The organism is Caballeronia sp. LZ032 (assembly GCF_031451315.1).
GTDB lineage: Bacteria > Pseudomonadota > Gammaproteobacteria > Burkholderiales > Burkholderiaceae > Caballeronia.
This window is the reverse complement of sequence record NZ_JARUXP010000003.1, coordinates 107,141-120,314: the sequence shown is the minus strand read 5'-3', so window position 1 is coordinate 120,314 and position 13,174 is coordinate 107,141. Positions and strand designations below refer to the sequence as shown.

Sequence of the window (13,174 nt, the reverse complement as noted above, 5' to 3'; positions counted from 1 at the left end):
TTCAGTGTGATTGCAGGGAAGAAGGCGAGGACGCACCCGCGACTTCCGCCGCGGAGTCGGTACGGTTCATGTCGATGCCCAGCGTTTCCGGCGCGGTCAGGATCATCGCGAGCGAAATCAGGTTGAACACGACGCACACCGCCACCACGCCCCAGGGCGAGCCGTTGCAGACCGCGAAGAGCCACACCGCGAGCACGGGCATCGGGCCGCCGGCAACGAGATTCGCGCCCGTGTAAGCCAGCGCGGAGCCCGAATAACGCACGTTGGTCGGAAAGGCTTCGGCGAAGGCCACCGGCTGGATGCCGCTCTGGAACTGCGTGAAGCCGAGGAAGAAGCCCATGGCGAGCAGCATCGGCAGGAAGCTCTTCGTGTCGAGAATCTGGAAGTACACGAACAGCATCAGCAGCGTGGCCGTCGAGCCGATGGCCAGCGCACGCCGCCTGCCGATCCGGTCGCTCAGCATGCCGCCCGCGAGCGCTCCGACGATCGCGCAGACGTTCGCGCCCATCAGCAGCAGGAAGCCGGTCTGCTTCGGCACGCCGAGCGTCTTGGTCACATAGCTCAGCGAGAACACGACGATCAGATAGAAGATCGCCGCCGGCCCGCAGAAGAACAGCATCCAGCGCAACACGGTGCGCCAGTGCAGGCGCAAGGCATCGCGCAACGGGCTGCCGACGTCCGCCACGTCGGTCTTCGAGAGCGCCACGAACGCAGGCGTCTCCGCCACGCGCAGCCGGATATACACGCCGACCACCACCAGCACGAAGCTCAGGATGAACGGAATGCGCCAGCCGTAGCTGTCGAAGGCCTCCGCCGACATCGTCGATGACAGGCCGAGCAGCACGCCGTTCGCCATGATCTGACTCAGCGGCGAGCACAGGCCGAGCAGGCCCGAGTACTTGCCGCGTGCATCCGGACTGGCGTGTTCGATCGCCATCAGTTGCGCGCCGGTCGATTCGCCGCCGAGCGCGAAGCCTTGCAAAATACGCAGAATCACCAGCAACAGCGGCGCCCATACGCCGATGCTCGCGTAGGTCGGCAGGAAGCCCATCAGCATCGACGCAAGGCCCATCACCGTAACAGTGCCGAGCATCAGATTGCGGCGGCCGAGCTTGTCGCCCAGGTGTCCGCAGATGATCGCGCCGAGCGGACGCGCCGCGAGCCCGACGCCGAACGTCGCGAGCGAGGCGAGCAGCGCGGAGGTCGCGTCCATCGACGGAAAGAACAGCTTCGGCAGGACGGTCGCGGCCAGTGCGCCGTACAGTGTGAAGTCGAACCATTCGAGCGCCGTGCCGATGGCGGCGGCCGTGACGGCGCGTGTACGCATCGACTGATGCGCTGGTGTTGACGGTTGAGTCGCGGCTTGCATAGGTGTGTGTCTCCTCTCCATTTATCGCCGTGAAATCCGGCATGGCGCACAGATTATCAGCAGCGCTGGGACATCGTTCCAGGGTGGAATTTCATCCCGCCATATGCAATCATGCGGCTCTTCAAAGCCCGACCCAGCAAGAGGAAGCAATGCCCGGCGTCACCGAAAGAACCATGGCGGTCCTCGAATTTCTCGCGACGCAAATGGAAGGCACGCCGCTCGCGATGATCTCCGACCAGCTCGAAATTCCGCGCAGCGCGTGTCATCGGCTGCTGGTGGATCTGAAGCAATGCGGCTATGTCCGCCAGCTGCGCGAGCACGGCGACTACGTGCTCACCACGCGGCTCGTCGGTCTCGGGCTGAGCTATCTGGCGACGTCCGGCATCGTCGATATCGCGCAGAGCATGCTCGATCGCCTCGCCGAACAATCGGGTGAACTGGTGCGGCTGGCCATCGTGGACGGCGACCGCCTCACGTGGGTCGCGAAGGCGCAAGGCGCGCTCAAGGGCCTGCGCTACGACCCGGACATGGGCATGGACACCATCCTCTCGTGCAGCGCGACCGGCCACGCCTGGATGATGACGATGAGCGACGAACGCGCGCTCGAACTCGTGTCGCGCCAGGGCTTCGGCACGCCGAAGCAGTACGGGCCGCGCGCCCCGACCACCGTGACCGGCCTGCTCGAATTCGTGCATGCGGCCCGCACGCGCGGCTACGCGACCATCAACGAGGTCTTCGCGCCGGGCATGACGGCGATGGCCGCGCCGGTGCAGCGGCGCGGCCATCGGGCGATCGGCGTCATCAGCATCGCGGGGCCGCTGATCCGGCTCACCGAGAAACGCATGGCCACGCTCGGCCCCACCTTGCTCGCCGCAGCGAACGAACTGGCGGCGGCCAGTCTCGCCTCGCCGCTGTTCAGCAACACGCGCTGAAGGACATGCGATGAACCTGCGCCGTGTCCTCGTTCTAGCGAGCCTGATGGGCTTCAGTGCCGCATCGTGGGCGGCGAGCCTGGCGATCAACGTCGGCGGTGAGCGCTCGCTCACGACCGAGCAGTTGCTCGCGCGTCCCGACGCCGCCACCATCCACGTTCCGAACGACGTCGTGTTCCATCGCACGATGACCTATCGGGCCGTGCCCTTGCGCGCGCTGCTCGGCGTCAACGCGCTGCCCGCGGAACAGGAACTCCAGATCACCGCCAGCGACGGCTTCGTCACACCTCTTTCTCCGCAACTGCTGTTCGGCCAGCCCGGCAAGCGCGCGGAACCGTGGCTCGCCATCGAGACGCCGGACGCGCCCTGGCCGCGCCTGGCCGAAGGCGGCGACATCGGTCCGTTCTATGTCGTGTGGCTGGATCCGGCGTTGTCGGGTGTATCGAGCGAGCAATGGCCCTACAAGGTCGACTCGATCCGCGTCGCGCCGACGCTCGCCGCGCGTTGGCCGCAACTCGCGGTCGATCGAAGCGTGCCGGCAAATTCGCCCATCCGGCGCGGCCAGGCCGTGTTCGTGACGCAATGCATCGTGTGCCACAAGATGAACGGCGCCGGCGATGCCTCGATGGGCCCCGATCTCAATCTCCCGCACAACCCCACCGAATATTTCCAGCCGTGGGTGTTGCAATCCTTCATCCGCAATCCGAAGTCGATCCGCGCGTGGCAGGACATGAAAATGCCCGCCTTCGACCAGAACGCCATCAGCGACAGCGATCTCGACGCCCTCGTTGCCTATCTCGGCTACATGGCAAAACACCGGAAGTAAGCAGGCACTGCGGGAAATCCCCCACGGTTCAACCGGCTCACTTTGCATACAATGATCCCGTCGAACGCGTGAAAAAGGTGTCATGTGGCCGAATCTCAGCAAGTTTTGCATACAACTTCGCCGGAACCCGCGCGCTCGGCCGACGACGTCTATCTCGCGATCAAGGAGGCGCTCGCCGGCGGCCAGTACGGCGCGGGCCAGTATCTGCGCGAGGAGCAACTTGCCCGCAGCCTCGGCGTGAGCCGCACACCGGTGCGCGAGGCGCTGCGCCGCCTCGACGCCGCAGGCTGGGTCGAAACCCGCCCGAACTACGGCGTACGGGTCAAGGCGTGGACGCTGCAGGATGCGCGCGAGATCTTTGAAGCGCGCCTGCTGGTCGAGCCGTATCTCACGGGCCGCGCGGCGCTTGGGATCGGTGCGCCGGACATCGCGCATCTGAAAACGCTGGCCGACGCGATGTTCGCCATCACGCAGCATCCATCCACGCCCGAATCCTGCGAGGCCTGGTTCGCCGCCAACGGCGAGTTCCACGCCATCATCACGGCGGCCGCCAACAATGCGCGGCTCGACCGCTCGCTCAAGTCGATGAAGGAAACGCCGCTCATCAAGTGGACCTTCGACACCTATAGCGACGCGGACCGCGAACGCAGCGCGCGCCAGCATTTCGAAATCGTCATGGCGCTCGAACAACGCAACGTCGCGTGGGCGGAAGCCATCACGCGCTGCCATATTCTTGCCGCCGAAAAGGCGGTGCTCGACCGTTACGACAGGGAGCATGCGGCATCCGCATGACGCGTCGCGCATGACCGTCGAGCAGCAACAGCATTGATGAACCGTCGTTGAAAAAGTCGCTTGGACGACAGAGGAGACACGACATGCCGGGCACCGAAGGCACCACCACCGCTGACACCACCGTCAGCACCGTCAATGCCGGTCCGCGTCTGGACCGGCTGCCGATTTCCGGCTTTCACAAGCGCGTGCTATGGCTGATCGGCGCGGGCATGTTTCTCGATTCGTTCGACGTCTATCTCGCAGGCGGCGTGCTCGGCGCGCTCACCAAGACGGGCTGGTCGAACCTGCAGCTGAACGCCGCGTTTCTCTCGTCGACCTTCATCGGCATGCTGCTCGGCGCCTTCGCGGCCGGCGTGCTCGGCGACGCGAAGGGCCGCAAGTTCACGTATCAGTTCAATCTCGCGGTCTTCGGGCTGGCCTCGATCGCGGGCGCCTTCGCGCCGAACATGACGTGGCTCATCGTGTGCCGCTTCTTCATGGGGCTCGGGCTGGGCGCGGAGATCGTGGTCGGCTATGGCTCGATCGGCGAATTCATGCCGCCCGCCGTGCGCGGCAAGTGGTCGGCGATGCTGTCGCTGATGACGAATTCCGCGCTGTTCTTCTCGACCTTCCTCGGCTACCTGATCATTCCGTCGATTGGCTGGCGCGCGATGTTCGCCATGGTCGGCGTTGGCGCGATGATCGTGTGGGTGATCCGCAAGAAAATGCCGGAATCGCCGCGCTGGCTCGAATCGAAAGGCCGCTACGAAGAAGCCGAAGCGATCCTGCGCGCCGCCGAGGAAGAGTCGTCGCGCGCCGCGCCGCTGCCGCCCATCGCCGACGTGCCCCGCACCGTCACGCGCAAGACCACGCTGCTCGAACTCTTCGGGCTGGCGCAGATTCGCCGCACCTTCGTGTCCATCGTCGTACAGGTGGCGGTCAACATGGTCATCTACGGCTTTATCGTCTGGGTGCCGACCTTCCTGATGAAACAGGGCATCGGCATGGCGTCGTCGCTGGGCTATTCGTCGCTGATGGCGCTCGGCGGACCGGCGGGCGCGCTGCTCGGCGTGTTCCTCGCCGACCGCATCGGCCGCAGGAACGGGCTCATCGTGGTCTCGGCGCTGGCGGCGGTGGTCGGCTGGCTGTACGGACATTCGACCGGCGTCGAGATGGCGACGCTGCTCGGCTTCCTGCTGTTCACGCTCACCTATCTGCTCGTTGCGCTCGGCATCGCCACGTATATTCCCGAACTGTTCGCGACCGAGAACCGCATGCGCGCCAACGGCATCGCGGGCTGCGCGGGACGCATCACGGGCATCTTCGCGCCGCAGCTCGTCGTCGTGATGTACACGGCGGGCGGCGTCAAGGACGTGCTGTCGATGATCATCGGCACGCTGGTCGTGATGACCGTCGTGCTGGCGGTATTCGGCATCGAGACGAACCGGCGCTCGCTGGAAGACATCGCGCCGTCGCTCGAACCTGGCGACCCGCTTGCCCGCTCGCCGCTTTCGCACGAATCGCAGCGCTGATCCTTACTTTACATCGTCACGAAAGGAAGACCTCATGAGCGTCACACACGAAAGCAAGCGCCAGGCGCTGAAAGCGCGTTTCGCGCGCAAGGACCTCGTCACCGCGCCGGGCATCTTCGACATGATCTCCGCGAAGATGGCCGATTCCATGGGCTTCGAATGCCTGTACATGACCGGCTTCGGCACGGTGGCGTCGTACCTCGGCCTGCCGGACGCGGGCCTCGCCACCTACACCGACATGGTCAACCGCGTCGCGGCCTTCTGCGGCGGCACGAATACGCCGATGATCTGCGACGGCGACACCGGCTACGGCGGCCTGCTCAACGTCGCGCATACGGTGCGCGGCTATGAGCAGGCGGGCGCGGCGGGCATCCAGCTCGAAGACCAGGAGTTCCCGAAGAAGTGCGGCCACACGCCGGGCCGTCGCGTGATTCCGCTGGAAGACATGGTGCGCAAGATCAAGGTCGCCGCGGAAAGCCGCAGCGACAGCAACTTCCAGATCATCGCGCGTACCGATGCGCGCACCTCGCTCGGTCTCGATGAAGCGCTGCGCCGCGCCGAAGCATTCGCGAAGGCGGGCGCGGACGTGCTGTTCATCGAATCGCCGGAGAGCGTCGAGGAACTGGAGAAGATTGGCCGCAGCTTCGACCAGCCGCTGCTGGTGAACGTGGTGGAAGGCGGACGCACGCCGCAGCTTGCGCCCGACGAGTTCCAGAAGCTCGGCTTCACACTGGCGATCTATCCGGCGACGGGCTTCCTGACCGCCGCGAAGGCGCTCAAGGACGCGTACGGACAGATCCTCGCCCGCAAGAACACGGAGAGCGCAGCGGACGCGATGTATCCGTTCTCCGCGATGTGCGAACTGATGGGCTTCCCGGATGTCTGGGCTTTCGATCGCGCACACGCGGATTGAAGTTCAGACGCGCCGCTTGAGATCGGCGAGCAGCGTGACCAGCTGGTCCGCGTGCTCGTCGGTCGTGCGCCACGACGACACGCTGATCCGGAACGCGGGCCGCCCCTGCCACACGGTGGCGCCGAACCAGGTATCGCCGGAGGCCTGCGCCGCCTGACGGATCGCGACGGTCTGCTCGTCGGTCGCGGCGCGCGCCAGCACTTGATTGATCACCACACGATTGAGCACCTCGTAGCCCGCCTCGCGCAAGCCCTCGGCGATTCGTGAAGCCTGCGCGCAATGCCGCTCGATCATCGTCGCGACACCCGCGCGCCCGAGCGAGCGCAACGCCGCCCAGACCGGAATGCCGCGCGGCCTGCGCGAGAACTCCAGCGTCAGGTTCTTCTGCGCGTCCGGCGCGCCGGTCAGGTAGACGGCATCGCTGTTCATCGCGGACGCGAGCGCGGCGGCGTCGCGGCAGATCACCATGGCGCCGTCATAAGGCGTGTTCAGCCACTTGTGGCCGTCCGTGGTCCAGCTGTCCGCGCCGTCGATGCCGTCCGTCAGAAACGCCTTCGACGACGCCCGCGCCCACAAGCCAAATGCGCCATCCACGTGTACCCACGCGCCCGCCGCTTTTGCGTGCGGCACGAGCATGGCGAACGGATCGAACTCGCCGGTGTTCACTTCGCCGGCCTGCATGCAGAAGATGGTCATGTCGTCGAGCGGCGGCACGCGTTCGGGATCGATGCGCCCGTATTCGTCCGCCGGCGCGACGATCACGCGCTTCATGCCGAAGCCCAGGATGCGCAGCGCCTTCCTGACGGTGATGTGCGCCATCTCTGAGATCACCACTTTCACTTCGGGCGCGCCGATCAGCCCGTCCGCGTCGAAGTCCCAGCCTTTGCGCGCCAGCAACGCCCGGCGCGCCGCGGCGATGGCCGCCATCGTGCAGGCGGTCGCGCTGGTGCCGAAGCCGACCGCGCTGCCCTCCGGCAGCCTGAGTACATCCACGACCCAGCGCGCGGCAATGCGTTCGATGGTCGCCGAGACCGGCGAGTTGTCGAACGACGACGCGCATTGGTCCCACGCCAGCATCAGCCGTTCAGCCGCAGCAGCGGCAGGCAGCGTCGCGCCGACGACAAAGCCGAAGTATCGCGGGCCGTTGGATACCGCCGTGGCGGGAGAGCCTTTTTCGTCGAGCAGCCGAAGGCCATCGGACGGCGGGTGGCCGTGATCGGGCAAGGGCTCGTCGAAGGCTTCGAGGCCGGCGAGTGCCGCGGCATCGGGAAACACGCGGCGCGTGGCGGCGGATTCGAGATAGCGGCGGGCGCGGTCGTTGGCGTCGGCGAGCAGCGTGAGTTCGTCCATGCGAATCCTGGCTATGTCGGAAAGAAGCTCATTGTCACCTGCGCGCGCCGATCGTGCGCGCATCGCCAGATTGCAGCCTGAAGTCAGCTAATAGTTGATGGTTGTCTATGAACAGATTACTTCTGGATTACTCTCAAAATAACTCCGGCCTATATTTTCAATTCATATTTACCCTTGATTCGATTCATTCCTTTTGATGCCAGTCATCTCATTGAATCTCTCGAAAAAGCACACTTCGAGGAGGAGCATGAATTTCACTTTATATCCGTCGGTCGATATCGTTGATTCGAATGCATTGACTTCCCGAACCGCGATTGCCGCCACGCTCGGTCAGGACATGAAAGCAGAGCAGCTGGGCAGTCCCGTCGATCTGGCGCTTGCCTTTCAGGACGCGGGCGCGCGCTGGATTCACGTGGTCGACCTGGATGCCGCCGCAGGCAAGGGAAACAACCGGCATCTGATCATCGAACTATTGAAGCGGGTTAAAGCCAACGTGCAGGTCTGCGGCGGAATCAGGACTGAAACTGACGTTGCCCAATTAATCGACGCGGGATGCGCCCGGATCAATATCGGCACGGCGGCGCTCGAAAATCCGCATTGGTGCGAAAGTCTTTTCAGGCGATATGGCGAAAAGATTGCCATTGCATTGGACGTCCGCGAGTCGGATTCCGGTTATACGCTGACCAGCCGCGGCTGGAATGACGAATCGGGAGACTTGTGGCCGAAACTGGCGACACTGGATGAACTCGGATGCCCGCGCTACGTGGTGACCGACGTGAACCGGGGCGGAACCATGAATCACCCCAATCTTCGCCTGCTCGAAGCCATGAAGAAGAGAACCTGCAAGCCCGTCGTTTCCGGCGGAGGCGTGTCGAGCATCGAGGATATCGTCGCGCTCGAGGCTATTGGCGTGGAAGGAACGGTGCTGGGGCAGGCGCTGCATTGCGGCAGTCTGTCGTACGGCGAGATCGAAGCACAGCTAGGGCAGATTGCGACCGTATGACCCGTTCATGGCTGAGCCGTTTCCCGAGCCTGTCCACGTTCGGCCTCCTCGGTGACATGAGAGGAGGCTTGCACGAGCTCGATCTGATTCACCGCGATGTGCGAGATTTTCCAGCGCTGATCGGCACGCACGACAGCGGCATGGCATCGCGCTCGAAAAACTATTATCAAACGGCGAGCGGCCGCGACCTGCTGGAAGAAATCCTCGTCCTTTCTGCAATCAACGAGAACCTCGAATGCGATAACAACCTGTGCTCCCGCCCCGCCCGCTACATTCTCGCCGATCACCTTCTGAACAAGTTGCTGAGAATGCTTGATGCGTGTCTGACAAAGCGGATCAGCAATGACGCGATCATTCCACTCATCGATGCAATCAAGGAATACGCCGGACAACTGGTGGCGCTGCTTCTCGGTTCGTCGCATGTGCCGCCCACCGCGCGCTTTTCCAGAGATGCCATGCCGCGCGAAGTACTGGATTCGGTGCCTCGGGTGTTTCTCGAAGGCGACAATCACGCACTGTCGATCTCGGCCGGCATGTTTTCACGGGAGGCGGAGTGGGATTGCTGCATCGGCATTTTGCTGGGCGGCGGTGCGCCGGCTGCGTTGCTTGCGGCCATTCATGACGCGCAACTGAACTTCCTGAAACTCTCTGCTTACGATGACTCCGAAAACAATTCGGACATGATCTGGGGAAGCAGTACTGCCCATTGCAAGAGAATTCGTCTCATCGACGATAACTGCGGCACGGGCAATACATTGAACCGGGCCGAAGAGATCCTGAATGCGGCGCCTGACGCGGTAGTCGGGCCCTGGGCTGCGGAACTGCACTGGGAAAAGATGCTTCGCGTCACGGGCTATCAGCATGACGAAGCCATTTTCGATGCGCAGCGGCTCGATACGCTCTCTCCCTGGAGTTTCAGACATCACCGCCTGCTCAGGAAATTTCCTGTCGCTGAGGATTCGAATCTCTACCACACGACGCTCGACCAATGGGCCGATTTCTCGACATCGCTGCTGTCGCTCGTCGACGATATCGGTGCGATGCCGGTCTCCATGGAACAGTCGAGACACGATATGGCGACGTTGAAAAACCGCCCGCGCGCGCCGGCCGGGTTCTTCGCACTCGTCCAGTCGTGTTCCTGCACACATAGCAAGATGCAATGAATAACGAAGCACATATTGTCTGGGACTGGAACGGTACGTTATTGAACGATGTGAGCATTGCCCTGGAAGCCACCAATCGCGCACTGCGACACTTCAAGCTTGGCGAGTTATCGCTCGAAGACTACCGCGCTCTCTACTGCGTCCCGGTACATGATTTCTACAGCAGCATTCTCGGAAGAGAAATTCTGGATGCCGAACTCGATGCCATCGGCGTGATCTTCAACGATTACTATCGGGATGCGATTCATCTCGCGCCATTGGCTCACGATGCACGCGAAGTTATCGCGAGCCGGACGAGTCAATCCATCTGCTCGCTGCTCAAACACCCCGTGCTTGCCGGCATGATCCGCCGTTTCGAAATCGATGCGTACTTTTGCTACGTTCACGGACGAGATCTTCCGCTTACGCGCAATGGCAAGCTCGATCACCTGGTCGCGCACATCGATTTGCTGAAAGAAACGCATGGCGTCGAGGCCGGTGCAATTGTCGTGATCGGCGACTCGATCGATGACGCACTGGCCGCGCGCGCTGCCGGTGTTCACGCTGTTCTGTATTCATCGGGGACCCATAGCCATGAACGCCTTTCACAAGTTGGCGTACCTGTCGCTCATTCCCTGATGCAAGCCGCGACGTTCGCCGACGCGATCGCGCTGAATCAATCTCTTTAGGAAGTCATTCATGTTTCATGCTGTAATGGGTCTGCAATTCGGGGATGAAGGCAAGGGCAAGTTCGTCGATTATCTTTCGCGGCGCTACAAGCATATCGCCCGTTTCAACGGCGGCGCGAATGCCGGACACACGGTGAATGTCGGTGAAACCAAGGCCGCGTTCTCGCAGATTCCCGCCACGCTCGAAGGCGCGAAGGAACTTTATGTATGCCAGGGTTCGCTGCTCAGTCTCGAAACCCTGGAACGCGAAATCGCCTATATCGAGTCCGTCCACCCCGACAACAAGATTCATATCGACCCCCGCTGTCATATCGTGTTGCCGATTCACGCCCGGCTGAACCGGGCGTCTGAGAACTTCAAGGGCGCGAAGAAGATTGGTTCGGTCGGCGTCGGCGTGGGCGCGTGTTTCGAGGACAAGTCGAACCGGCACGGCATCCGGCTGATCGACACGCGGAATCCCGACACGCTGCGGCAGCGGCTTTCATTGCTGTGGGATATCCGGAAGAAACAGATCGAACAGGTATTCGGGGGCACGCTGGACCTCGAATTCGATTGCGAGTTCGACAAGCTTCTCGAACTCGGCAAGACTGTCAGACACTACGAGTGTTTCACCGACGAAAAAATCAGCGCAGCACTGGCGGCTAACGAAGGCGTGTTGCTCGAAACATCGCAGGCGGCCTTTCTGGACTGCGCATTCGGCACGTATCCGTACACGGTCGCTTATCAAACGCTGCCGCAGAACTGCTTCGGCATGATGGGCATCCCTGCGCACAAGATGCATGTGCTAGGCGTCATGAAGGCTTATATGATCCGGGTGGGCAACGGGCCGTTTCCCACGGAACTCGACGATGAGCGCGCGGATTACATTCGCGAGCGAGGCCACGAATACGGCACGGTGTCGAAGCGGCCCAGACGATGCGGCTGGCTGGATCTGCCGCTGGTCGATCATGCGGTCAGGCTGGCAGGCGTGACGGAAATCGCCATCACCAATGTGGACGTGCTGGCCGGCATGAAGGAGATAACGGTTTGCACCGGCTATAGCCTGAATGGACGCGCGGTGTCGGCGAATGAGGCGCTGGTGCAATTCGAGGACGTCGAACCGGTCTATGAGCGTTTGCCTGGCTGGCCGCCATTGACCGGCCGATATGATTCAGTCGATGACTTTCCCGCCGAACTCAGGCATTACCTTGGTTTCATCCAGTCGCACCTGTCCGCGAAGATCCGCTTCGTTTCCTACGGCGCCGACCGCAGCGAAACCATCAGGATCGGCAGCCATCATCCATTGGCAATTGCCGAGCTGAGCGCATGATCGAGTACGTCACCGGATTCATGTTCTCCGAGTGCAAGCGCCACGTCGTGCTGGTGTCCAAGCTGAAGCCCGAATGGCAGCGCGGCAAGGTGAATGGCGTGGGCGGCAAGGTCGAGCCGGGCGAAACCGCCGCCGACGCCATGGCGCGCGAGTTCATGGAAGAAGCAATGGTCGCCTCAACGCCTGACGACTGGATCAACTACGTGCGACTTGTCAGGCCCGGTTCATACAGGATCGACTTCTTCTTCACTAGCAGCGCCGAGGCGTTTTCCGCGCGGCGCGGCGAATCCGAGGAGATCGGCATCTTCCCGGTCGACGCGCTGCCGGACAGCGTCATTCCCAACCTGCGCTGGCTGATCCCGCTCGCGCTGGAACCCGGCCTTCGCTTCGATGCGCCGCTCGACATCGTCGAAGCGGCGCACCCTTTGCACGCGCACCGCGTCCTGTTGGCGCTCAGCGAAAGATCGCGTTGAGATCGTTGCCCGCGGCGGCGTCCTTGAATCCGTCGAAACGGCCGTCGACGAGACCTTGCGCCGCGCGCATGAAACCGCCCCACGCGGCGCGCGCCAGTCCGCCGCCCACGCTGACGCGCCGCACGCCGAGCGCCGCGACCTGATCCAGCGTGAAGTCGGACACGCCGCCGATCAGGAGATTCACCGGCTTCGGCGCGACGGCCCGCACCACGGCCTCGATCTGCTCGCGCGTCTTGATGCCGGGCGCGTAGAGACAATCGGCGCCCGCTGCGGAATAAGCCTTGAGACGCGCGATGGCGTCGTCGATATCGGGCTTGCCGGCGAAGAAATTCTCCGCGCGCCCGACGAGCAGCGTATCGCCGCCCGTTTCATCGATCGCGCGCCGCGCCGCCTGCATGCGTTCCACCGCGACTTCGATGGCAAACAACGGCGCGGCTTCATCGCCAGTCGAATCCTCGATCGACAAACCCGCGACGCCCGTCGCCACCGCCAGCCTGACGCTTTCCGCGACCTCGGCCGAGGTCGCGCCGAAACCGCTTTCGAAGTCGGCGTTCACGGGCAGGTCCGTCGCGGCGACGATCTCGCGCAGGTGCGCCAGCACGTCATCGCGCGAGACGTGATTGTCCGCGTACCCGCACGACCAGGCGAAGCCGGAACTCGTCGTCGCGAGCGCCTTGAAACCAAGCGTTTCGAGATAGCGCGCGGAACCTGTATCCCAGGGATTGGGCAGCATGAAGCAGCCCGATTCGTGCAGCGCGCGAAAGGCCGCGCGCTTCTCGGCGGTGGTGCGGGGCATGACGTGTCTCCTGTCGATGTGCGAGCGTGAGCGTGAGCGTAGACAATACCCTCTCCGGCATCAACGCGC

The 13,174-nt window shown here is 63.1% G+C and carries 13 protein-coding genes; 10 read left to right on the top strand and 3 right to left on the bottom strand.

The window, feature by feature from the left end; translation table 11 throughout:
* Position 1: 1 nt before the first annotated feature.
* Positions 2-1,327: an MFS transporter gene (locus QCE69_RS21975; protein ID WP_309923117.1), complete on the bottom strand. Its 1,326-nt coding sequence runs from the start codon at positions 1,325-1,327 to the stop codon at positions 2-4.
* Between the two features lie 191 nt (positions 1,328-1,518).
* On the opposite strand from QCE69_RS21975, the gene QCE69_RS21970 reads away from it, so the two are divergent.
* The 5 genes from QCE69_RS21970 to QCE69_RS21950 all read left to right on the top strand — a co-directional run bounded on the left by QCE69_RS21970 (position 1,519) and on the right by QCE69_RS21950 (position 6,343).
* On the top strand, positions 1,519-2,301 hold the full coding sequence (locus tag QCE69_RS21970; protein WP_309923114.1) for an IclR family transcriptional regulator: 783 nt from the start codon (positions 1,519-1,521) through the stop codon (positions 2,299-2,301).
* A 10-nt stretch (positions 2,302-2,311) separates the two neighbouring features.
* Positions 2,312-3,127 (top strand): cytochrome c, encoded by an 816-nt coding sequence (locus QCE69_RS21965; protein WP_309932980.1) that lies wholly within the window; start codon positions 2,312-2,314, stop codon positions 3,125-3,127.
* A 105-nt stretch (positions 3,128-3,232) separates the two neighbouring features.
* The gene (locus QCE69_RS21960) at positions 3,233-3,919 is read left to right on the top strand and encodes a GntR family transcriptional regulator (protein ID WP_309932979.1); all 687 of its coding nucleotides are present in this window, start codon (positions 3,233-3,235) and stop codon (positions 3,917-3,919) included.
* Positions 3,920-4,002: 83 nt separating this feature from the next.
* Entirely contained in the window at positions 4,003-5,430 is a 1,428-nt protein-coding gene (locus QCE69_RS21955) for an MFS transporter (protein ID WP_309932977.1), read from the top strand.
* 34 nt (positions 5,431-5,464) lie between these two features.
* Positions 5,465-6,343 carry an isocitrate lyase/PEP mutase family protein gene (locus tag QCE69_RS21950; protein ID WP_309818230.1) on the top strand — a complete coding sequence of 293 codons (879 nt, stop codon included), beginning with the start codon at positions 5,465-5,467 and terminating at the stop codon, positions 6,341-6,343.
* Between the two features lie 3 nt (positions 6,344-6,346).
* Here QCE69_RS21950 and QCE69_RS21945 read toward each other — a convergent pair whose 3' ends face one another.
* Positions 6,347-7,693, bottom strand: a complete 1,347-nt coding sequence (locus QCE69_RS21945) for a pyridoxal-dependent decarboxylase (RefSeq protein ID WP_309923107.1) — start codon at positions 7,691-7,693, stop codon at positions 6,347-6,349.
* 247 nt (positions 7,694-7,940) lie between these two features.
* Here QCE69_RS21945 and QCE69_RS21940 point away from each other — a divergent pair, with 247 nt between their 5' ends.
* From QCE69_RS21940 to QCE69_RS21920, 5 genes are all read left to right on the top strand, one after another.
* Positions 7,941-8,696 carry a HisA/HisF-related TIM barrel protein gene (locus QCE69_RS21940; protein ID WP_309932975.1) on the top strand — a complete coding sequence of 252 codons (756 nt, stop codon included), beginning with the start codon at positions 7,941-7,943 and terminating at the stop codon, positions 8,694-8,696.
* A 68-nt stretch (positions 8,697-8,764) separates the two neighbouring features.
* Positions 8,765-9,859 (top strand): hypothetical protein, encoded by a 1,095-nt coding sequence (locus QCE69_RS21935; RefSeq protein ID WP_309932973.1) that lies wholly within the window; start codon positions 8,765-8,767, stop codon positions 9,857-9,859.
* On the top strand, positions 9,856-10,527 hold the full coding sequence (locus tag QCE69_RS21930; RefSeq protein ID WP_309932971.1) for an HAD hydrolase-like protein: 672 nt from the start codon (positions 9,856-9,858) through the stop codon (positions 10,525-10,527). The genes QCE69_RS21935 and QCE69_RS21930 overlap by 4 nt, the downstream gene beginning before the upstream one ends.
* A gap of 10 nt (positions 10,528-10,537) precedes the next feature.
* Positions 10,538-11,836, top strand: a complete 1,299-nt coding sequence (locus tag QCE69_RS21925) for an adenylosuccinate synthetase (RefSeq protein WP_309932968.1) — start codon at positions 10,538-10,540, stop codon at positions 11,834-11,836.
* Positions 11,833-12,309, top strand: coding sequence for an NUDIX domain-containing protein (locus tag QCE69_RS21920; protein WP_309923098.1), 477 nt, complete (start codon positions 11,833-11,835; stop codon positions 12,307-12,309). Before QCE69_RS21925 ends, QCE69_RS21920 begins: the two co-directional genes overlap by 4 nt.
* On the opposite strand, the gene QCE69_RS21915 is transcribed toward QCE69_RS21920, so the two are convergent.
* Positions 12,290-13,105 carry an isocitrate lyase/phosphoenolpyruvate mutase family protein gene (locus QCE69_RS21915; protein ID WP_309932966.1) on the bottom strand — a complete coding sequence of 272 codons (816 nt, stop codon included), beginning with the start codon at positions 13,103-13,105 and terminating at the stop codon, positions 12,290-12,292. The two genes, QCE69_RS21920 and QCE69_RS21915, sit on opposite strands and share 20 nt — an antisense overlap.
* Between the last annotated feature and the right edge of the window lie 69 nt (positions 13,106-13,174).